The organism is Sphingomonas palmae (genome assembly GCF_900109565.1).
Taxonomy (GTDB): domain Bacteria; phylum Pseudomonadota; class Alphaproteobacteria; order Sphingomonadales; family Sphingomonadaceae; genus Sphingomonas; species Sphingomonas palmae.
In genome coordinates this window covers 20786-41650 of the sequence record NZ_FNZZ01000003.1, presented here as the reverse complement: position 1 = coordinate 41650, position 20865 = coordinate 20786, and the positions used below count along the sequence as shown (strand labels likewise).

Annotated in this window: 23 protein-coding genes; 13 read left to right on the top strand and 10 right to left on the bottom strand. The window is 68.2% G+C overall.

Annotation, left to right across the window (positions count from 1 at the left end; translation table 11 throughout):
• Positions 1-28 precede the first annotated feature (28 nt).
• Positions 29-1588, top strand: coding sequence for a spinster family MFS transporter (locus BMW51_RS07960; protein ID WP_093005261.1), 1560 nt, complete (start codon positions 29-31; stop codon positions 1586-1588).
• 1 nt (position 1589) lies between these two features.
• Here the strand turns inward: BMW51_RS07960 and BMW51_RS07955 are convergent, their stop codons facing one another.
• Positions 1590-2123: a superoxide dismutase family protein gene (locus BMW51_RS07955; protein ID WP_093005259.1), complete on the bottom strand. Its 534-nt coding sequence runs from the start codon at positions 2121-2123 to the stop codon at positions 1590-1592.
• A 79-nt stretch (positions 2124-2202) separates the two neighbouring features.
• On the bottom strand, positions 2203-3069 hold the full coding sequence (locus BMW51_RS07950) for a CDP-alcohol phosphatidyltransferase family protein (protein WP_245708353.1): 867 nt from the start codon (positions 3067-3069) through the stop codon (positions 2203-2205).
• A gap of 127 nt (positions 3070-3196) precedes the next feature.
• Between BMW51_RS07950 and BMW51_RS07945 the strand changes: the two genes are divergently transcribed.
• The 5 genes from BMW51_RS07945 to BMW51_RS07925 all read left to right on the top strand — a co-directional run bounded on the left by BMW51_RS07945 (position 3197) and on the right by BMW51_RS07925 (position 7065).
• Positions 3197-4303 (top strand): inositol-3-phosphate synthase, encoded by a 1107-nt coding sequence (locus BMW51_RS07945; protein ID WP_093005937.1) that lies wholly within the window; start codon positions 3197-3199, stop codon positions 4301-4303.
• A 24-nt stretch (positions 4304-4327) separates the two neighbouring features.
• Entirely contained in the window at positions 4328-5056 is a 729-nt protein-coding gene (locus BMW51_RS07940) for a phosphocholine cytidylyltransferase family protein (protein WP_093005255.1), read from the top strand.
• 88 nt (positions 5057-5144) lie between these two features.
• On the top strand, positions 5145-5360 hold the full coding sequence (locus BMW51_RS07935; RefSeq protein WP_093005253.1) for a hypothetical protein: 216 nt from the start codon (positions 5145-5147) through the stop codon (positions 5358-5360).
• Positions 5361-5426: 66 nt separating this feature from the next.
• Positions 5427-6623, top strand: coding sequence for an acetyl-CoA C-acyltransferase (locus tag BMW51_RS07930; protein ID WP_093005251.1), 1197 nt, complete (start codon positions 5427-5429; stop codon positions 6621-6623).
• Between the two features lie 46 nt (positions 6624-6669).
• On the top strand, positions 6670-7065 hold the full coding sequence (locus BMW51_RS07925) for a hypothetical protein (protein ID WP_093005249.1): 396 nt from the start codon (positions 6670-6672) through the stop codon (positions 7063-7065).
• A 616-nt stretch (positions 7066-7681) separates the two neighbouring features.
• On the opposite strand, the gene BMW51_RS07920 is transcribed toward BMW51_RS07925, so the two are convergent.
• The 4 genes from BMW51_RS07920 to BMW51_RS07905 form a co-directional block, all read right to left on the bottom strand.
• On the bottom strand, positions 7682-9058 hold the full coding sequence (locus tag BMW51_RS07920; RefSeq protein ID WP_177171621.1) for an amino acid permease: 1377 nt from the start codon (positions 9056-9058) through the stop codon (positions 7682-7684).
• Positions 9059-9444: 386 nt separating this feature from the next.
• A complete protein-coding gene (locus tag BMW51_RS07915; RefSeq protein ID WP_093005245.1) occupies positions 9445-9780 on the bottom strand; it encodes a hypothetical protein in 336 nt (111 codons plus the stop codon).
• A 72-nt stretch (positions 9781-9852) separates the two neighbouring features.
• Entirely contained in the window at positions 9853-10284 is a 432-nt protein-coding gene (locus BMW51_RS07910) for a CoA-binding protein (protein ID WP_093005243.1), read from the bottom strand.
• Positions 10285-10324: 40 nt separating this feature from the next.
• Positions 10325-11269, bottom strand: a complete 945-nt coding sequence (locus BMW51_RS07905) for an Mrp/NBP35 family ATP-binding protein (RefSeq protein ID WP_093005242.1) — start codon at positions 11267-11269, stop codon at positions 10325-10327.
• 73 nt (positions 11270-11342) lie between these two features.
• Here BMW51_RS07905 and hflK point away from each other — a divergent pair, with 73 nt between their 5' ends.
• The 5 genes from hflK to BMW51_RS07880 all read left to right on the top strand — a co-directional run bounded on the left by hflK (position 11343) and on the right by BMW51_RS07880 (position 17625).
• Entirely contained in the window at positions 11343-12482 is a 1140-nt protein-coding gene (gene hflK, locus BMW51_RS07900; RefSeq protein ID WP_093005240.1) for a protease modulator HflK, read from the top strand.
• Positions 12482-13360, top strand: a complete 879-nt coding sequence (gene hflC / locus BMW51_RS07895; protein WP_093005238.1) for a protease modulator HflC — start codon at positions 12482-12484, stop codon at positions 13358-13360. Before hflK ends, hflC begins: the two co-directional genes overlap by 1 nt.
• A gap of 166 nt (positions 13361-13526) precedes the next feature.
• On the top strand, positions 13527-15065 hold the full coding sequence (locus BMW51_RS07890) for a Do family serine endopeptidase (protein ID WP_093005935.1): 1539 nt from the start codon (positions 13527-13529) through the stop codon (positions 15063-15065).
• A 389-nt stretch (positions 15066-15454) separates the two neighbouring features.
• The gene (locus BMW51_RS07885) at positions 15455-17110 is read left to right on the top strand and encodes a helicase HerA-like domain-containing protein (protein WP_093005236.1); all 1656 of its coding nucleotides are present in this window, start codon (positions 15455-15457) and stop codon (positions 17108-17110) included.
• Positions 17107-17625, top strand: a complete 519-nt coding sequence (locus BMW51_RS07880) for a phosphoribosyltransferase (protein ID WP_093005234.1) — start codon at positions 17107-17109, stop codon at positions 17623-17625. Before BMW51_RS07885 ends, BMW51_RS07880 begins: the two co-directional genes overlap by 4 nt.
• Before the next feature lie 7 nt (positions 17626-17632).
• Here the strand turns inward: BMW51_RS07880 and BMW51_RS07875 are convergent, their stop codons facing one another.
• From BMW51_RS07875 to BMW51_RS07865, 3 genes are all read right to left on the bottom strand, one after another.
• Positions 17633-17875, bottom strand: coding sequence for a hypothetical protein (locus BMW51_RS07875; RefSeq protein ID WP_093005232.1), 243 nt, complete (start codon positions 17873-17875; stop codon positions 17633-17635).
• Positions 17872-18828 (bottom strand): isopenicillin N synthase family dioxygenase, encoded by a 957-nt coding sequence (locus BMW51_RS07870; RefSeq protein ID WP_093005230.1) that lies wholly within the window; start codon positions 18826-18828, stop codon positions 17872-17874. Before BMW51_RS07870 ends, BMW51_RS07875 begins: the two co-directional genes overlap by 4 nt.
• A 70-nt stretch (positions 18829-18898) precedes the next feature.
• Positions 18899-19369 (bottom strand): hypothetical protein, encoded by a 471-nt coding sequence (locus tag BMW51_RS07865; RefSeq protein ID WP_143051835.1) that lies wholly within the window; start codon positions 19367-19369, stop codon positions 18899-18901.
• 120 nt (positions 19370-19489) lie between these two features.
• On the opposite strand from BMW51_RS07865, the gene BMW51_RS07860 reads away from it, so the two are divergent.
• Positions 19490-19840 carry a DNA primase gene (locus tag BMW51_RS07860; RefSeq protein WP_093005933.1) on the top strand — a complete coding sequence of 117 codons (351 nt, stop codon included), beginning with the start codon at positions 19490-19492 and terminating at the stop codon, positions 19838-19840.
• Between the two features lie 212 nt (positions 19841-20052).
• Here the strand turns inward: BMW51_RS07860 and BMW51_RS07855 are convergent, their stop codons facing one another.
• On the bottom strand, positions 20053-20250 hold the full coding sequence (locus tag BMW51_RS07855; protein WP_093005226.1) for a hypothetical protein: 198 nt from the start codon (positions 20248-20250) through the stop codon (positions 20053-20055).
• A 73-nt stretch (positions 20251-20323) separates the two neighbouring features.
• Between BMW51_RS07855 and BMW51_RS07850 the strand changes: the two genes are divergently transcribed.
• Positions 20324-20836 (top strand): hypothetical protein, encoded by a 513-nt coding sequence (locus BMW51_RS07850; protein ID WP_093005224.1) that lies wholly within the window; start codon positions 20324-20326, stop codon positions 20834-20836.
• Positions 20837-20865: the final 29 nt, after the last annotated feature.

Sequence of the window (20865 nt, the reverse complement as noted above, 5' to 3'; positions counted from 1 at the left end):
CGGCTCGGGTGAGGTGAAGGGGACGGGCATGCCGGACGACATACGCCAGAGCGAGACGCGCGCGAGCGGATACGCCTGGTACGTGCTGGCGCTGCTGTTCGTCGTCTACATCCTGAATTTCGTCGACCGGCAGGTGATCTCGATCCTGGCGGAGGACATCAAGCGCGACCTGCACCTTAAAGACGAGGACCTGGGGTTCCTCTACGGCACCGCGTTCGGCGTGTTCTACGCGCTGTTCGGCATCCCGCTTGGCCGGCTGGCGGACAGCTGGTCGCGCGTGCGGTTGATGACGATCGGGCTGGGGCTGTGGTCGGCAATGACCGCGCTTTCCGGGTTTTCCGCATCGGGTGCGCAGTTGACCGCAGCGCGGATCGGCGTTGGCGTCGGCGAGGCGACGGCGTCGCCCTCCGCTTACTCGCTCATCTCGGATTATTTCCCCAAGAAACTGCGCGCGACCGCGCTGTCGATCTACTCGGCAGGCATCTACGTTGGCGGCGGATGTTCCTTGTTCATCGGCGGCGCGATCGTGCAGCGCTGGAACGCGGCCTATCCATCGGGTGGTCCGCTGGGATTGGTCGGGTGGCAGGCGGCGTTCCTCGCGGTCGGGCTGCCGGGGCTGGTGCTGGCGGCGTGGATCGCGACGCTGCGCGAGCCGATCCGCGGCGCGGTCGAGGGACTGCCCGAGCCCGAGCGGCATCCCGCACCGTTTCGCGCCTTCGCCGACGAGTTGCTGACGATCCTGCCGCCGCTGACGCTGATCGGCGCACTGCGCGGTGGCACGCGCGCGCTGATGGTCAATCTGGCGGGATTGGGCGTCGTCGTGCTCGCGGTCGTCGCACTGCTTTCTGCGGGGGAGCCCGCGCCGCAGTGGCTCGCGGTCGGCACCGGTTGCTACGCGGTCTTCTCATGGGCGTGCGCGCTCAAGCGTCGCGACCCCGCCACCTTCGCGCTGATCGTCGGCACCCCCGCATTCGTGTGCACGGTGGTTGCCTACGGGTTGAACGCGTTCCTAGCCTACGCGGCGAGCTTCTGGGCCGCGCCTTATGCGATGCGCGTGCTGGGCGTGGAGCCGGCGATCGCGGGGCTTATTCTGGGCAGCATCGGCGCGCTGTCGGGGTTCCTGGGCGTGACCGTCGGCGGCGTCATCGGCGATCGGCTACGGCAGCAGAACCCCGCGGGGCGGCTGGTAATGGTGGTCGCAGGCGCGATCCTGCCGCTGCCGTTCCTCGCAATCGGCTTCACCACCGGAACGCCGCTGGTGCTCTACCCATGCCTGTTCGCGGCGCAGTTCTTCGCCAGCTGGGCACTCGGCAGCGCGGCGGCGACGACGCAGGATCTGGTGCTGCCGCGGATGCGGGGCACGGCGACCGCGACCTTCTTCATCGGCACGACGCTGCTCGGGCTGGCACTCGGTCCGTATCTGGCGGGGCGGGTGTCGACGCTGACCGGCAGCCTTTCGACCGGCATGCTGTCGCTGCTGCTGACCGCGCCGATCACGATCGCCGCCGCGGTCGCCGCCTATCGCCTAGTGCCCGCCGCCGAGCGCACGCGCGAGGAGCGCGCGCGGGCGGCGGGCGAGCTGATCTAGCTCAGGCCGGCTGGAACACGCCGCAGGCGATCCGGTCACCCGAATTGCCCGACGGGTCGGTCATCAGGTCGTCCGCTTTGGCATGAACGATGAAGGCGGCGCCGTCCGCGTCCATCAGCCCCGCCATCGTCGCACCCGGGATCGTCGCCCCGACGGTGCCGCGGCCGCCCGAGTCGATCACGAGATTGGGCAGGTCGCCCTCGTGGGGACCCTGGGGGTTCATCGATCCGTGCTTGCGCATCGTCGGGTTCCAGTGACCGCCCGCGGTGGTGAACGCGGGCGCGTCGCAGCGGCCGACCGTGTGGACGTGGACGCCGTGCGTGCCGGGCGGCATCGACATAGCGTCGACCGTGAAGCGGAGCCCGCCCGCAACCTCGGTCGCGGTCGCGCGGCCGACGTCGGTGCCGTCCGCGGTGCGCAGCATCGCCACCGCCTTCGCGCCGCCCGCCATCGGCGTACCGGTCGCCATCTCCTCACGCGCGCACGCGCCGAGCGCGAGTACCGCACCCCCTGCCATCAGCATGACCAGCCGCATCCACCTTCTCCCTGTTTGAACCGGATCGGTAGCGAAACGGGTCGGTAGCGTGCGCGTTCCCTGCCAACCGGCGACGCGCTCAGCGTCCGCGCGCGACCAGTGCCGCGATCCGGCGCGCACTCGCCGCCGCCTGCCAGATCGCGAAGGCGAGCACCGCGTTCAACACCACCAGCTCGATCAGGAAGAACCACAAGGGCGACCCTGCGATCATGCTGAGCCCGAGCAGGATCGTGCGCGGGTTGGCGCCGAGCGCGGCGAGCACCGGCAGCGTGCGCGTGCCCGCGGCATGCGCGATCTCGGCGATGCGCGCGCGCTCTACGCGATCGTGCTCGGCGCTGACCACCAACGCGTCGACGCGGCGGGTCGGCCCCGACATCGCGTTCCACGCCCAGAGGTAAACACCCGACAGCGTCGCGCCGATGCCGGTCGCAGGCGCACGCTGGTTCTGCAGCCACGGCACGTCGTAGACCCACCATTGGTAGGTCCGTCGGCCACTCTCCGCGAACACCGACTGCACCGCGCGCGAGACACCGGCGGCGAGCGCGATGACCCAGGCGATCCAGCCGATCCGGTGATCGAGCTGGGCCGCGAGCAGGGCGTAGAGGATGCCGTGGCCGAAATAGTCGCATAGCCCGTCAACCACCTCGCCCGACGGCGACGCGCGCCCCGACAGGCGCGCGAGCATGCCGTCGGCGCCATCGACGACGTGCCACGACAGGTGGAGCAGAAAGCCGATCGCGATCCCCCACGCGCCGCCGACCAGCGTGTAGAACACGCCCGCGGATACGACCATCAGCGCGCCGAACACCGACACCATGTTCGGCGTCACGCGCGTCGGCACCAGCGCGCGCGCCAATGCACCCGCGATCGGGTGGTAGATCGCCGCGTTCAGAAAACCTTGCAGTTCCCGCGGCTTTCCCGCCACAGTGGGTCGAAATTCGTCCACGCTTTCCCTCGTGCAGGCGCGACCGCGATGGTGTAGGATCACCCGTTCGCTTGACAGCCGCAACGGTTCTGTCACGGAGCGGCAAACTTTCTGTCTTGTGCCGGACATGACCGGCAAGTGGGGATCAATGAATACCATCAAGGTCGCGGTAATCGGTGTCGGCAATTGCGCCAGCAGCCTGGTGCAGGGCAAGTACCATTATACCGGCAGCAACACTGCCAGCGGCCTGATCCACGAGGATATCGGCGGCTACAAGGTCGGTGACATGGAGTTCGTGGCGGCGTTCGACGTCGACAGCCGCAAGGTCGGCCTTGACCTCGGCGAAGCGATCTTCGCCAAGCCGAACTGCACCAAGGTGTTCCACGCCGACGTGCCCAAGACCGGCACGATCGTGAAGATGGGCGCGAAGCTCGACGGCGTCGCCGCCCACATGCTGACCGCCGCCAACGACCGCGGGTTCGAGATCAACGACACGCGCGATGCCGAGAAGGCGGAGATCGTCGCCGAGCTGAAGAACTCGGGCGCGGAGATCATGGTCAACTTCCTGCCCGTCGGCAGCCAGGAAGCGACCGAATTCTACATGGAATGCGCGCTCGAGGCCGGTCTCGGCGTCGTAAACTGCATGCCGGTGTTCATCGCCAGCCGGCCTGAGTGGGAGAAGAAGTTCGCCGACGCGGGCCTGCCGATCATCGGCGACGACGTGAAGGCGCAGGTCGGTGCGACGATCGTCCACCGCGTGCTTAGCAACCTGTTCGGCCAGCGCGGCGTGACGATTGATCACACCTACCAGCTGAATACCGGCGGCAACACCGACTTCATGAACATGCTCGACCGCAATCGCCTGGCGAGCAAGAAGGAGTCGAAGACCGAGGCCGTGCAGGCAGTGATCGCCGAGCGGCTGGCGGACGAGAACATCCACGTCGGCCCCTCGGACTACATCCCGTGGCTGGGCGACAACAAGCTGTGCTTCCTGCGGCTCGAGGGCGACCTGTTCGGCGGCGTGCCGATGAACCTGGAACTGCGCCTGTCGGTCGAGGATTCGCCCAATTCGGCAGCGGTGGTCGTGGACGCGATCCGCTGCGTCAAGCTCGGCCTCGACCGCAAGGTCGGCGGTGCGCTGACCGGCCCGTCGGCGTTCTTCTGCAAGCACCCGCCCGAGCAGGTGACCGACGATGTCGCGGCGCAGATGACCGACGAGTTCATCGCCGGCGACGTCCGCATCGCGGCCGAGTAAGAACTCTCTCACAGGAACGCGCGCGTGCACGCCGTGATCGTCGCAGCCGGCTACGGCAGCCGGCTGCGCGCGGTTTCCCCGTCGAAGCCGCTGACCCCGGTCGCGGGCGTGCCGCTAATCGACCGCGTCATCCTGGCGGCGCGGGACGGCGGCGCGAGCGCGTTCACCGTGGTGACGGGGCACGAAGGCGAGGCGCTGGAAGCGCATCTGGCGCAGACCGCGCGTGCCTATCGTCTGCCGATCACCTGCGTGCGCACCGCCGACTGGTCGCGCCCCAACGGACATTCGGTGCTGACCGGTGCCGACCGGGTCGGTCCCGAACGCCACCTGCTGATGATGGCGGACCATTTGTTCGATCCGGCGCTGGTCGCGCGCGTGATCGCGAGCGCGCCTGCCGCGCTGGTGCTGGGTGTCGACCGGCGATTGGACAACGCGCTGGTCGACCTAGACGACGTGACGCGGGTGCGTAGCGACGGCGACCGGATCGTCGCGATCGGCAAGCATCTGCCCGACTACGACTGCTACGATACCGGCGTTTTCGCCGTCGATGGGCGGTTCCACGACGCGTTGCGGCGCTCGATCGCGGACGGCGGTGCGGGGTCGATCTCGGCCGGGGTCGAGGCACTGGCAGACTCGGGCGACGCGCGCATCGTCGATGTCGGCGATGCGTGGTGGCTCGATGTCGACGATCCGCGCGCGCTCGCCCAGGCCGAGGACGCACTCGCCGCGGGCGCGCACGGCCTCGCCGCCTGACCAGCAAGAATATGTAACCGTTCCGGCCGGAACGCGGCTGTCAGCGGGCGATTGAGGTGGCTGTTCCTTTGCAAAAGGCTGCCGTAGCATGAACACCCGTACTGTCCGCGCCCGAACCTTTTCCGGCTGGCCTGTCCTGGCCACGCTCGCCCTGCTGATCGCTGGCGTACTCTACCTGACGCTCGGACGCGAGGAGTCGGCGGTGCGCGTCAAGCCTGCCACCGGATCGGCGCAGGCGATGGCGCTTGCCGCGGCGGACAAGGATGCTGCGTCCAAGCAAGCGGGCGATGCGTCCAAGCAATAGCATATGCGCGTGATTGCGACGCGCGGGTACGCGATCTAGTCAGGGGCAAATCACAGGAGAGCCCCCATGCGCGAAGCCGCGATCGTATCCACTGCCCGCACCGCCATCGGCAAGGCGTATCGCGGCGCGTTCAACGCGACCGAGGCGCCGGTGCTCGCCGGGCACGTCATGAACGCTGCGGTCGAGCGCGCCGGAATCGACCCCGCGCGGATCGACGACGTGTTCTGGGGCGTCGGCAATCAGTGGGGCACGCAGGGCGGCAACGCCGGCCGCATGGCAATCTTCGCCGGTGGGTTGCCCAAGTCGGTGCCCGCGTTCACGCTTGATCGCAAATGCGGCTCCGGGCTGACCGCGGTGGCGCTCGCCGCGCGCTCAATCATCGCGGGTGACATCGACGTCGCGCTGGCAGGCGGGATGGAGTCGATCAGCTATACGGTGACGAAGGATGCGCCGCGTTTCGTCAACGAGAGCGTGACGCGGAACGTCCCCGCGGCCTACATCCCGATGATCGAGACTGCGGAGATCGTGGCCGAGCGCTACGGCATCACGCGGGCCGCGCAGGACGAATATGCCGCGATGAGCCAGCAACGCGCCGCGCGCGGGCTGGAGACGGGTGCGTTCGCGCAAGAGATCGTGCCGATCACGGTCGAGAAGGCGCTGTTCGACAAGGCGGGCAACAGGACCGGCAGCGAGACGGTGACGATCGCGCAGGACGAGGGCATTCGCGCGGGCACGACCGTTGAGGCGCTGTCGGGCCTGAAGACCGTCTGGGCGGGCGGCGAGTTCACGGGTGCGGGCAGCAACGTGACTGCAGGCAATGCGAGCCAGCTGTCCGACGGCGCCGCCGCGCAGATCGTGATGGATCGTGCGACCGCCGAGGGCGAGGGCAAGCAGGTGCTGGGCATCTATCGCGGGTTCCAGGCGGCGGGCTGCGATCCCGACGAGATGGGAATTGGTCCGGTGTTCGCAATTCCGAAGCTGCTGGAACGCGCGGGGTTGTCGGTCGGCGACATCGGGCTGTGGGAATTGAACGAGGCGTTCGCGTCGCAGTGCCTCTACTGCCGCGATCACCTAGGGATCGATCCGGAGAAATATAACGTCAACGGCGGCGCGATCGCGGTCGGACATCCGTTTGGGATGACCGGATCGCGGCTGGTCGGCCACGCGCTGATCGAAGGGCGCAAGCGCGGCGTGCGCTACGTCGTCGTGTCGATGTGCACGGCGGGCGGCATGGGCGCGGCGGGGCTGTTCGAGATCGCCTGAGGCGAAACCCGGGGATCGTGCCGCCCAAGTCGTGCGTTCGGGGTTGATGGACGACAAGATGCGCAACACCGACGAGCGGCGCGCCGACGCCGCGTTCGATCACCCCGGCGTCGATCCCGAGCGGTCGCATCAGCCGGCGCCGTTCAACCGCGCTTCGGGCTATACCGGCGAAGGCTATAGCTCGGAGGACGAGCGCGCGATGGGCGCGAAGGCGCCATCGGGCACGGTCGCGGCACGCCCGGGCGAGCGCGTGGCCGACTCCGCGCCGGTCCCGCCCGACAACGGCCAGCGCGCCTCGTTCGACCCTGCAACCGGCGAGGTGCACGGTAGCGGCAGCGGTGCCGGCGGCGGCAATGCGGGCGAAGGCTTCGACGAGGACAGCACGGGAGAGAATCCGGACCTGTCGGGCGGCGCAGCGGCGGGTCAGCCGAAGCGACGGTGACGTGTGCGGCGGCGGGTCGACGATCCGACGTCGCTGATTTGGGTGAGCCGTAACCACGCACGACGTTGCTCTTGATTGTGGCCGCGCGGTGAAATCCGACGCGTGAGAGGCTGGTTGAAACGTCCGGAGCGGGATCGGATGCGTTCGAACAAGTGGCGGTCAAGGATGACGACTGCTGCTGACAGCACGAATCCAGGGGTGATCGGCAGTCGCTCTACCAGCGCCTTGGTTTCAGAGGCGACCGCGACACCACCCTCTCCTTCTACTCCGACAAACGATCGCTGCCGCGCAATGGGCCGCCTGGCGCTCGGCAGAGATCAACGCACCATGCAGCTGCCTCACGCTTGGTTGCGCGCTAGCACTTGACCATTCCGACGGCTCGCCGCGGAAGGAAACCGTAAAAGGTGGCATGGTGGATCTACGATCACCCGCCGTACTCAGACATGGAAGTCTCTGCGGTCCGCTAGGCCTTCAACTTAACTTGGCATGGTCGTCTTAAGCGCATCACTGCGAGCCGCGAGCCGGGTCGCTCGGCACCCTGACCAAAGCGGAGACGGCCAATCACGACGGGTCGCACGAACGTGAATGGGCTGATCCGACCGTTTGAACGCTTTTCTCACCCCAGCATCGCACTCGCGCGGCGACGGCCCCAGGCGAAATACAGCAGCAGCCCGGCGGCGTTCCACAAAACGAAGTACAGCTGCGTTCGGCTCGGCAGGCTGAAGAACAGATAGACGCACCCGAGCACCCCGATGATCCCAACCGGCCACGCCGCCGGCGCGCGGAACGTGCGCGGTGCCTCGGGCGCCCGCCTGCGCATCACCAGCATCGCGACGCAGACCGCGGTGAACGCCGCCAGCGTTCCCGCATTCGCCAGCGCGGCGATCGCGTCGATCGGCATCACGCCGGCGATCACCGACACCAGCACCGCAGTCATCACCGTGATCCTGACCGGCGTGCCGCGCGACGACACCTTGGCGAGCGCTTGCGGCAACAACCCGTCGCGCGCCATCACGAAGAAGATGCGGCTCTGCCCGAACAGGAAGCCGAGCAGCACCGTCGGCAACGCGATCACCGCGCTCACCGCCAGGAAGGTCGCGAACCCCGGTCGCCCGATCCCGCGCAGGATCAGCGCCAGCGGCTCGGGCGAGTCGGCGAAGCGCGTGAACGACAGTGCGCCGACTGCGGCGACCGCGACCAGCATGTAGATCGCGACACACGCGACCATCGACCCGACGATCCCGATCGCCAGGTCGCGCCCCGGGTTCTTCGTTTCCTCCGCCGCGGTCGAGATCGCGTCGAACCCGTAAAAGGCGAAGAAGATGATCGCCGCCGCCGCCATCACCCCGCGCTCGACCCCGTCGGGCGACACCGACTTGGCGAATCCGAACGGCGTGAACGGGTGGAAGTTGGCAGCGTCGAAATGCGGCAACGCGACCGCGACGAACACGGCGAGTGCGATCAGCTTGACCACCACCAGCACCGCGTTCAGCGTCGCGCTCTCCTTGGTACCGAAACTCAGCAGTGCTGCCACCACCGCGATGATGAAGATGGCGGGCACGTTGACCAGCCCGCCCAACTCCGGCCCCTGCGTCAGCGTCGCCGGAAAGCCGAACGGCGTCAGCAATGGCGCGGCGTAGCCCGACCAACCGACCGCGACCGTCGACACCACCAGCGAATATTCGAGGATCAGCGACCAGCCGATCACCCAGGCGATCACCTCGCCCAGCACGACGTAGCTGTAGGTGTAGGCGCTGCCCGAGGTCGGGATCATCGTCGCCATTTCGGCGTAGGCGAGCGCCGCGCAGGAACAGATCGCGCCCGCGATCACGAAGCTCAGGATCACCGAAGGCCCTGCGCGATCGGCACCGACCCCAATCAGCGTCAGGATGCCCGTACCGACGATCGCGCCGACGCCCAGCGCGACCAGGTGCGGCCACGACAAGGTGCGCGCGAGCACGTGACCGTTCGCGTCCGCCTCGGGCGGCGCCATCGGCTTGCGGCGGAAAAGACTGGACACTGGCAACCCCCTTGTTTGCGCGCGATCGTAACAGATGCGACCGCTCGCGAAAGGGTCAGTGACGCGACTGTCGACGGTTCACCGACGCATGTTGCCCCAGCCGTCGGATCAGCGCGCTAGCCGATTCGTCGACCGGACAGCTCCCTCGCCGAGCAGCATCTCGCCGTCGCCACGACCGCCATCGTCACCCCGGACGTGATCCGGCATTTCGCTTTTAAACTAAAGCAGGAGAGTCAGCCGACCGTCCGCCCAGCACGCCGCGAACGCGAGCACTGCTCCCCGACGAGCACCACGCGAGATCGAGTCGCTCGTCGGTGCAAGGACGGCGCGCCACTCGGTCCTGATCGCCACCCGCCCCGCTATTTCGCGGGCTCGCGCGCCTTGTACCCACCGACGCCGCCCCGCGTGCTGACGCTCACCCCCGCCATCCCGCCGCCGACCAGGAACGGGCTCAGGTCCTGGATCGGGTTGGTCCGGTGGAGCAGCGCCTCGCGCTCGTACGGCACGTCGTCGGTACGGTTACCGTTCGCGCCGCCGACGAACGGCACGCGGAAGCGATCCGCCTGCCGCTTCCCGCACACGGTGATGTCGGTCGCGTTCGGCGACACGACGCAGCGATGCTCCGCTGCGGTGCGGGCGCGATAGGTTTCCATCGCGTCATCGGCACCGGCGAGCAGCAGCAGCAGCGGGATCATGAGGCGGGAGGATGCGCCGCCGCGCCCGATCCGGCAAGTGGGGGTGGAAGGAAAAGCATCACCCCGTCCCTGTCATCCCTCGATCCGCGCCACGCCCAGCCGCGGAATGTCGATCGCGGGGCAGCGATCCATCACTACCTTCAATCCCGCCGCTTCGGCACGCGCCGCCGCGGCCTCGTCGATCACGCCCAATTGCATCCAGATCGACTTGGCCCCGATCGCGATCGCCTCGTCCACCACCGCGCCGACCGCGTCGGAGCGGCGGAACACGTCGACCATGTCGATCGGGTCGCCCAATTGCCCCAGCTCGCGGAACACGAACTCGCCGTGGACATGCTCGCCGGTGATCTGCGGGTTGACCGGGATCGTGCGGTAACCGTGGTCCTGCAGCGTCTTCATGACGCGGAACGACGGCCGGTCGGGGCGATCGGACGCGCCGACCACCGCGATCGTGCGCGTTTCCTTCAGCAGGGCCTTGATCTCGGCGTCACTCGTCAGCGGCATGGGCGAACTCCTTCGGCAAGGGAACGCCCCGCCCCCGCGGTCAGTTGCGCGCCATCCACGCCGCCACCTGCGCCGCGATACCCGCGAAGACGCGGTCGTCGTCCTGCGCCGCGGGCGGTTGCCCCGCGTCCGACGCGGTGCGGATCGCGATGTCGAGCGGCACGCGGCCCAGGAACGGAATGCCCGCCTCCGCCGCCGCTGCCTCCGCGCCGCCGCGCCCGAACGGGTCGGACACCTCGCCGCAATGCGGGCAGGCGTAGCCCGCCATGTTCTCGACGAGCCCGATCACCGGCACCCCCGCCTTGTCGAACAGGTCGATCGCGCGGCGCGCATCGATCAGCGCCAGGTCCTGCGGCGTCGACACGATCACCGCACCCGCCGGGCGATGCTTCTGCACCATCGTCAGCTGCACGTCGCCCGTGCCCGGCGGCAGGTCGACCACCAGCGTATCGGCGATGCCCCATTCGGCATCGACCATCTGGCCTAGCGCCCCCGCCGTCATCGGCCCGCGCCACGCCAGCGCGCGGCCCGGCTCGACCAATTGCCCCATCGACAACAGCGGCACGCCGTACGGCGTCGCGACCGGCATCAGCACCTTGTCGCGCGCTTCGGGCCGCGTCCCCTCCACCCCCATCAGCCGCGGCTGCGATGGCCCGTAGATGTCGGCGTCGACGAGGCCGACGCGCCGCCCTCCCCTTGCCAGCGCGATCGCGAGGTTCGCCGACAGCGTCGACTTGCCGACCCCGCCCTTCCCGCTCGCCACCGCGATCAGCCGCCGTGTCGGTCGCTCGGCGGTGACGACGACGCGCACCTCCGCGCCCGGCACGCTCGCCGCCATCCGCACGCTCGCCTCCAGCGCATCGCGTGCCTGCTGATCGAGCCCGCTCGCGTCCACCACCACGCCGATGCGCTGGCCGTCGATCCTGACCGTCGCGCGCGTGCCCGCCACCGCGGCAACCGCGCCTTTTACCTGTTCTGCGTCCATAGCAACGAGGCGTTACGCCCGCCGTGGCCGCTTGCCACTGTTTTTCGCGCGCGCGGCTCCTATAAAGAATGTCATGACGACCTTGCAGCGCCTGTTCCGGCGCCTTCGCCGCCCGTACATCCTGTCTGCCGAGAACAATGGCCCGTGGGGAAATGGTAGTGGCGGCGGCAACGACGCCGGTGGCGACAAGAGCGGCCCGCGCAATCCCTGGTCGGTCCCGCCCGGCGGCGGCAATCGCGCTGGCGGCAACAAGCCGACCGCGCTCGATGAATTCCTCAAGCGTGCCCGCGGCTCGGGCGGCGGCAGCGGAGGCGGCTCCGGTCCCAATCTGCCGATCGGCGCCAACCCGCGCGCGCTGTGGCTGATCGGCGTCGCGCTGCTGGTCGCGGTGTGGATCCTGTTCACCTCGTTCCACCAGATCGGGCCGCAGCAGCGCGGCGTCGTCACCTTCTTCGGCCGCTACTCGGGGATGCTCGAGCCCGGCATCCGCGTGACGCTGCCCGCGCCCTTCACGCGCGTGACCAAGGTCGATGTCGAGCAGGTCCGGACCGACGAATTCCCGCGTGAAGGCGGGGAGAACGTCCTGACCGGCGATCAGAACATCATCGACCTCGCCTATACCGTGCGCTGGCGCGTGTCCGACCCGCGCAACTACGTGTTCGAGATCAAGGACCCGCAGGAAACCGTTCGCGCCACCGCGGAGAGCGCGATGCGCGCCGTCCTCGCCACCACCACGCTCGAACAGGCGATCGGCGCGGGCCGGACCGAGATCGAGGCGCGCGTGACGCAGGCGATGCAGGAGATCCTCGACAGCTATCAGGCCGGCGTCCGCATCCAGGGCGTGTCGATCAAGCAGGCTTCCGCCCCCGCCAGCCTGATCGACGATTTCAACGCGGTCACCGCCGCGCAGCAGGAAGCGGTCGGCAACCTCAACAACGCGCGCTCCTACGCGCAGCAGGTGATCGCGCGCGCGCAGGGTGAGGCCGCGGCCTTCGACAAGGTGTACGAACAATATCGCCTCGCGCCCGAGGTCACGCGCCGCCGCATGTATTACGAGACGATGGAGGCCGTGCTGGCCAATACCGACAAGACGATCGTGGAGCCGAACGGCGTGACCCCGTACCTGCCGCTCGACCGTGCCAAGCGGCTGCGCGAGCCGGGCGAGGAAGCGACGACCGCCACCCCTGCCGCCCCGCAGGAGGGAGCACGCTGATGCCGCGCCTGCTCCAGCATCCGATCGCTGCGATGTTCGCGGTGCTCGCCGCGGTGATCGTCGCCGCGATGACCTTCGCGATCGTGCCCGAAACGCAGCAGGCGGTCGTGCTCCGGCTCAACAACCCGCAGCGCGTCGTCAACCAGTGGCAGCGCGGACAGACGATCGGCGGATCGGGCGCGGGCCTGATCGCGCGTATTCCGTTGATCGACAACATCGTCTGGCTCGACAAGCGCGTGCTCGACGCCGATCTCGACAACACGTTGGTGCTGTCGACCGATCAGCTGCGCCTCAACGTCGACGCTTTCGCGCGCTTCCGCATCGTCGATCCGCTGCGCGCGGTGACCTCGACGGGCAGCACCTCGAACACCGAGGAGCGCGTGGCCGATCAGCTGCGCCCGCTGCTCGGCACGGCGCTCAGGAACGAACTCGGCAAGGTGCCCTTCTCGCTCCTGCTCAGCCCCGAGCGTGGCCGCGTGATGGACGCGATCCAGAACTCGCTCCAGCGCGACGCGCGCCAGTACGGCGTCGAGATCGTCGACGTGCGGATCAAGCACGCCGACCTGCCCGACGGCAGTCCGCTCGAAAGCGCGCTGCAACGGATGCGTACCGCGCGGCAGCAGGAGGCGAACACGATCCGGGCGCAAGGGCAGAAGCAGGCGCAGATCGTTCGCGCAGAGGCTGACGCCAACGCGGCGCGCATCTACGCCGATGCGTTCAGCAAGGATGCGAGCTTCTACGACTTCTACCGCGCGATGCAGTCGTACCGCCACACCTTCGGTGCCGACGGCGGCCCCAAGCCCGAAGGTTCGACCAACATCATCATGAGCCCGGGCAATTCCTACCTGCGCGAGTTCGAAGGGCGCGCGTCGCGGTGACGCGAACGGGTCTCTTGGGGAGAAAACAACCGCCGCTCGGGCCCGATGCGGGTCGACCGGCGTTGCGAAGCGTTCATATTCAAACCCCGTTCATCGCATGCCCGGCATGATTGGACGGAATTTTTCTCCCTTTTTGTAGATGGGTGATCGAGAGGACATGAAGAAAGTGCGTTACGCCTACGCCCTCACCGGCGCGCTCCTCCTTGGCGGGACGGCGGCGTCGCTGACCTTGCAGAACCCCGCAACCGCGCAGACCGCGCAGAACGAGCCCGGCGCGATCAGCGCGCAGGCCCCGCGCGCCGGCGCCCCGATGAGCTTCGCCGACATGGTCGCGAAGCTTCAGCCCGCGGTGGTCAACATCTCCACCACGCAGAAGGTGACGGTGCAGCAGCAGGCGAACCCGTTCGCCGGCACGCCGTTCGGTGACCTGTTCGGCCAGTTCGGCGGCGGTGGACAGGGCGGCGCGCCGGTTACGCGCGAGGGTCAGTCGCTCGGCTCGGGCTTCCTGATCTCGTCCGACGGTTATGTCGTGACCAACAACCACGTGATCGCGCCCGCTGGCCGCGGCGCGACGGTTGAGTCCATCAAGGTCACGCTGCAGGACCGCAAGGAATATACCGCCAAGCTGATCGGCCGCGACCCGACCTCGGATCTGGCGCTGCTCAAGATCACTTCGCCGACCGCGCTGCCGTTCGTCCGCTTTGGCAACTCGACCGCCGCGCGGGTCGGCGACTGGGTCGTCGCGATCGGCCAGCCGTTCGGTCTCGGCGGCACCGTGACGGCGGGCATCATCTCGGCGGTACACCGCTCGACCGGACAGACAGGCCCATTCGACAGCTTCATCCAGACCGACGCCGCGATCAATCAGGGCAATTCCGGTGGCCCGATGTTCGACATGAACGGCAACGTCATCGGCATCAACAGCCAGATCTACTCGCAGTCGGGCGGCAATATCGGGATCGGCTTCGCGATCCCCGCGACCGAGGCGAAGCCGATCATCGACACGCTGATGAAGGGCCAGTCGATCAAGCGCGGCTATCTCGGCGTCACGATCCAGCCGGTCACCGACGACATTGCCGCCGCACTCGGCCTCAAGAAGAATCAGGGCGAGATCATCGGCCGCGTCGAGCCGGGTGGCCCGGGTGCGAAGGCGGGGCTGCGTTCGGGTGACGTCGTTACCGCGGTCGGCGGCACGCCGGTCACCCCCGACAAGACCTTGTCTTACCTCGTCGCCAACACCGCGCCGGGCAGTTCGACTCGCCTCGACGTGATCCGCGACGGCAAGCCGACGACGCTCAACGCGACCGTTACGGTGCGTCCCGCCGACGACCAGCTCGCCGCTTTGACCGGTGCGGGCGACGATGACGATAACGACGGCATTCCCGATGGCGACAGCGCGGTTGCGCCTGCGTCAAGCGCGCTCGGTGTAACGGTCCAGCCGCTCACGCCGCAGATCGCGCGCTCGATCGGCGTTGATTCGACTGTTCAAGGCGTTGTGATCGCCTCGGTCGATCCCTCGTCGGACGCGGCGCAGAAGCTGAAGCGCGGCGACGTGATTTCGTCGATCAACTCCGCGCCGGTCCGCACCAGCGCCGACCTCGCGCGCGGCGTCGCGGCGGCAAAGGCGGCCGGTCGCCCGCAGGTGCTGCTCAGCATCACGCGCCAGCGCACCGCAGGCGTGCTGCTCGCGGTGAAGATCAAGTAAGCCGATTGCATCGGCGGAACGAGGCCGTCGCGGTAAGCAACCGCGACGGCCTTGTTTGTTTCCGGCGCGCTGTCCTACACGCCCGCTGCTTGCGACAAGCCGGGCATGACAAACCGCCTTCTCACCCGCGACATCGAACAATCCGCGCCGGTCTCAACTTTCTCAACTTCGACCCGGCAGCGATCGCGCGCGCGCGCACGCATGTGCCCGCGCGTGACTGTCAACTTTCTCAACTTCCGCCCGGCTCATCGCCGCTGCTCGGTCTCACGCGCACGCACGCACATGCGCGTGAGTGTCAACTTTCTCAACTTCGGGGCCCTCCCGCTTGGGTCGACGCCCGACTGCGCCTATGAAGCGTTGACGCCCAACCAGCCCGATCAGGAGCGCGCATGACCGATCCCGCAAGCACCCCCGGCAGCCTCTTCGTCGGCGCGCAGGCGGGCGGCGCGAACCCGCAACGGCTCGACCTACGCCGTGCCAATCGCCACGGCCTGATCGCGGGCGCGACCGGCACCGGCAAGACGGTGACGCTCCAAGGGATCATCGAGGGCTTCTCGGACGCGGGCGTCCCCTGCTTCGTCGCCGACGTGAAGGGCGACCTCGCCGGCCTCGCCATGCCCGGCTCGCCCACCGCGAAGATGCACGAGACACTGAAAGCACGCGCGGCCGAGATCGGCGACACCGACTGGCGCTACGCCGCGCTGCCGGTGCAATTCTGGGACCTGTTCGGCGAACAAGGCCACCCGATCCGCGCCACCGTGTCCGAACTCGGCCCTGTTCTGCTCGCGCGGCTGATGGACCTGAACGAGGTGCAGGAAGGCGTGCTGACGATCGCCTTTCACGTGGCGGACAAGGAAGGGCTGCTGCTCCTCGACATCGACGATCTGCAGGCGATGCTGGCGCACTGCGCCGAGCGCGCGGCCGAGCTGACGACGCAGTACGGCAACGTGTCCAAACAGTCGATCGGCGCGATCCAGCGCGCGCTGCTGCAATTGCGCACGCAAGGCGCCGAGCATTTCTTCGGCGAGCCCGCACTAGAGATGCGCGACCTGATCGCCACCGATCACGAAGGCCGCGGCGTCGTCAACGTCCTCGCCGCCGACAAGTTGATGCAGAGCCCCAAGCTCTACTCGACCTTCCTGTTGTGGCTGCTGTCCGAACTGTTCGAAACGCTGCCCGAGATCGGCGACCCCGACAAACCACGGCTGTGCTTCTTCTTCGACGAGGCGCATCTGCTCTTCGATGACACGCCCAAGGCGTTGCTCGACAAGATCGAGCAGGTCGTCCGCCTGATCCGCTCGAAGGGCGTCGGCGTCTACTTCATCACGCAGAACCCGATCGACGTGCCCGAGACGGTTGCGGGACAGCTCAACAACCGCATCCAGCACAAGCTGAATGCCTTCACCCCGCGCGACCAGAAGGCGGTCAACGCCGCTGCGCAGACCTTCCGCGCCAGCCCCGGTGTCGACGTTGCCACCGCCATCACCGAGTTGAAGGTCGGCGAGGCGCTCGTATCACTGCTTCAGCCCGACGGCGCCCCCTCACCGGTCGCGCGCACGCTGATCCGCCCGCCCGGCAGCCGCCTCGGCCCGCTCACCCCCGAAGAGCGCCGCGTGCTGATCGAGACCGACGCGATCGGCGACAAATACGACGAGCCGATCGATCGTGAATCGGCGGAGGAAATCCTGTCGGCAAAAACGCAGGCCGCCGCCGCCGGCGTCGCCGCCGCCAACGCGCGCGACGAAGCGGAGCGCACCGCTGCGCAAAAGGCGAAGGAACAGGCGCGCGCCGACCGCGACGCCGCACGCGCCCGCGCCGCCGACGAGCGTGCGCAGCGCACCGCGGAGCGCGAGGCGGCGAACTCGCCGTGGAACCGTATGGCAACCTCGGCGATGCGCTCGGCCTCGTCGTCGGTCGGGCGGCAGGTCGGCAACGAGATCAGCAAGGCGGTGTTCGGCACCTCGTCGCGGCGCCGGTCGAGCAGCAGCGGCGGGCTGCTCGCCAGCGTGGTACGCAACGTGCTCGGCGGGTTGATGCGGCGATGACGATCTTCACCGCCATCACCCACGCCGATTTGGTTTCTGAAGTCCGGGCGCTCGCCGACGCACTCGCCGCCGACGCCGACTGGTCGCCCGACCATCTGATCGGCATCGGCCGCGGCGGACTGATCCCCGCGGTGTACCTCAGCCACGCCAGCGGCCTGCCGATGCTCGCGGTCGACTACAGCTCGCAGGCCGAGGAACTCGCCACCGACGCGATCGCGCGGCTGGCCGACCGCACCCGCGCGGGCGAGCGGCTGCTGTTCATCGACGACATCAACGATTCAGGCCGCACGATCGGCCACCTGCGCGACATGCTGGCGCGCGCCGGCGCGACACCGGGCAGTGTCCGCTTCGCCACGCTGATCGACAACACCGGCTCGGCGCAGCAGGTCGACTACCGCGCGCGCACGATCGACCGTGCCGTAGTAAAGGACTGGTTCGTCTTTCCCTGGGAGGCGATGGCACCCGATAGCGCGATCCAGGCCGATGCAGACGAGGTGCCCGAGCGGATCGCCTGACCTGCGATCAGGCGCCGGACACCATGCCGGTGACCCGCACGCGACCGCCGCGTTCGATGATGCGCCCGCTCAGCATGCCGCTCAGGTGAACCTCGGCACCCTCGGCGGCGATCAGGTCGCCGCTAACGATCCCGCTCACCTTCACGCGGCAGCCGGCAGCCACGATCACGTCGCCACTGACGATGCCCGACACGGTGGTGTCGCGATCGACGAGCAGGTCGCCGTCGACGATCCCGCCATGTTCGCTCACTTCTTGATCAGCCCGATCTCGACCAGCCGCTGCATCAGGTAATCCTGCGCGCTGATCGGCTCGGGGTAGCGGTTCGGATTCTCGGGCGTGATCGTCTGCGGCAGCGTCTCGATTAGGAAATCGGGCGCCGGGTGGAGGAAGAACGGCATCGAGTAGCGCGAGTGACCGCGGCGCTCTGGCGGCGGGTTGATGACGCGGTGCGTGGTCGACGGCAGCACGTGATTGGTCAGTCGCTGCAGCATATCGCCGACGTTGACGACCATCGCACCCTCGGGCGGCTTGATCGCCAGCCAGCGGCCCGACTGCCGGTCGAGCAGCTCGAGCCCCGCCTCTTCGGCACCCAGCAATAGCGTGATGAGGTTGATGTCCTCATGTGCGCCCGCGCGCACGCCCTCCGCGTCGACCGGGATCGGCGGGTAATGGAGCAGGCGCAGAACCGAATTGCCGTCGCGCACCGCAGGGTCGAACCAGTCGGCGTCGAGCCCCAGGTGCAGCGCGATCGCCGACAGCAACTTGTCACCCGCGGTGTCGAACGCGCTGAACAGCTCGGTGAACGTGTCCTTGAACCCCTCGGGCCGCGCGGGCCAGATGTTCGGCGCCATCTCGCCCGCGAAGCGGTGACCCTCGGGCAGCTCGCGCCCGACGTGCCAGAACTCCTTCAAGTCGACGTGCTTGGCGTCCTTGGCGATCTCGGTCTTGAACGGCGTGTAGCCGCGCGCGCCGCCCGCCCCTTCGACGAAATAACCGCGCTTCTCCTCCTCGGGTAGCGCGAACAGCTGCTGCGTCTCGTCCCACGCGCGATCGATCAGCTCCTGCGGCACGCCGTGATCGGCGACGATCGCGAAGCCGAAGCGCTCGAACGATTGCCCGAGTGCGGCGGCGAACGCGTGCGGATCGCGTGCCTGATCGGCGAGGCTGAGCGTCGGAACCTGGGCGGAGGGCGTGTCGAGCATGGTGAAATCGTCCGTTGATCGTTGCCGCCGACATAAGCCCTCGCGCGCGCCACCGCCAGCCTGCGCGCGCTTACCCGATGCGGATGACGCCCGCGCTCTGCTTCCCTTGCGGCGACAGGTCGATCGTGAAAGTCTGGTCGTCGTCGCGGCCGGTCAGTGTGTTGCCGTCGACCTTAACTTCGGTACCCGCCTGCTTGAACTGCTCGGCGAACCAGGTCCGCACGGTGGCGGGATCGGCCGGGCTGGTGAAGCGCACCGTCACCTTGTCCTTGCCGGTGCCGTCGGCGTTGACCGCGGCAATCTTGCTGTCGGGATAGAGATGGACGCCGTTCAACTCGAAATTTTCGGCCGACAGGTTGATCTGCGGCAGCTTGAACGCGCCCTTGAACGCGGGCGTGTCGATCTTGACCTGCCCGTCGCTGCCCATCGATCCGCCGCTGCCGTTCGCCGTCACCGCGATCTGCGTGCCCTCCTCGCCGCGATTGCAGGCGGCGACCGATAGCGCCAGCGTGGCGGTGAGCAGCATGGCCGAACGGTGCATGATCGATCTCCGTATTAGTGTTGCAATACACTAGGGTGAGTAAGCCACGCCGGTCAAGGGGGTGGCGGAACCCGGCACGCCGCTGCGCCGTTCGCTGCGGGAATGAACAAGGAGGCGAACATGGGCGGTCATCAGGTCACCAGCCACGGCAGCGGCGACGACGGCTACGACGAGGACGGCTACGACGAATCGCAGCGCGCCGAGATCCTGGAGGCGACGCGCGACGGTCCCAGCGACGGCACGATCATGACCGACATCGATCCCGACCTGGGCGTCGAAGAAGATGACGAGGACATGGAGAGCGCCGACGACCTGCAGATGACCGACGCCGAGGTCGGCGTGCAGGACGACGATGCCGACGAGGACGATGCCGACATCGCCGAGGACGAGGCGCAGGACGATTTCGACGACAACACACTCGCCGAGGACGGGGACCTGGACGACGGACAGGACAAGGCACTCAGACCGTAAGTCGATGCAAGGCCAATGTGCGAAGCAACGCTTCGCACAAGGCGCGTCACGCAGGTGACGCCGTCGACCGGCCAGCGCGGTGGAGCCGGCGCACAAGGCGCGGCTTCGCCGCGACTGACACGCCGGCGGGCGGCCGAGCACTGTACGACTGCATCCGATTTCTAGGATGCTAGCCCGGCCGACCCTTATCGGATCACACCCTCACACAGCGATCACGAACCCAGCATATTCGCGATGGCAGCGACATCCGCCATATTCGCCCCCGCATCACCCACATCCGCGACCGCACTCACGTTCGCGCCGCCGCTGCCATCCGGCGCCGCACTCGCGACATCGTAGGCGAACCAGATCACGCCGCCTGCCCACCACAGCGCGGCCCAGCGGCTACGAAAGAGACGCGAGAAGTTCACGCAGCCACGACTAGCATCCGCCGGTTAGCCGAACGTTGACGCCCGCGCCGCACTCGATCACGCTGCTGACCTGATGCTGCTCCTCGCCCTCGCCGTTCAGGCGGCCACCGCCGCCACACCGCTGCCCGCGGTACCCGAGCGTATGTCGATCCTGGTCCCTGTGCCCGATGAGCGATGCACCCGGCATCAGGGCGACGACATCGTCGTCTGCGCCAACGCGCTTCCATCGCAGACACTGCCGTTGCCGCAAGAGGCGGTGTCGGACCGGCCCGTACCCATCAACGGCTATCTGACCGGCCGCGGCGCCTTGAACGCGGAAGGAACGCCGTGTGCCGCACGCTCGGGCGGGTGCCAGACCGGCGTCGACGTGGTCGGACCCGGGGTTGCGCTGGTCCGCGGCATACAGAAGCTCATTTCGCCCGACAGCTGCTGCGAAAACCCGGGCGAGTCGACCAGCGCGGGGCAACTCGCGAGCGATGTGGCCGGCGGCGTGAAGAAACTGTTCCGCGGTAAGCCCGACAAGAGCAATCGCGTCGCGATCCGCCTCGACGACACGCCGCCCGCCACCAGCCGCGTCCTGCCCTGAACCGCGCGGCGAAGGCGCTGCCCACCTCG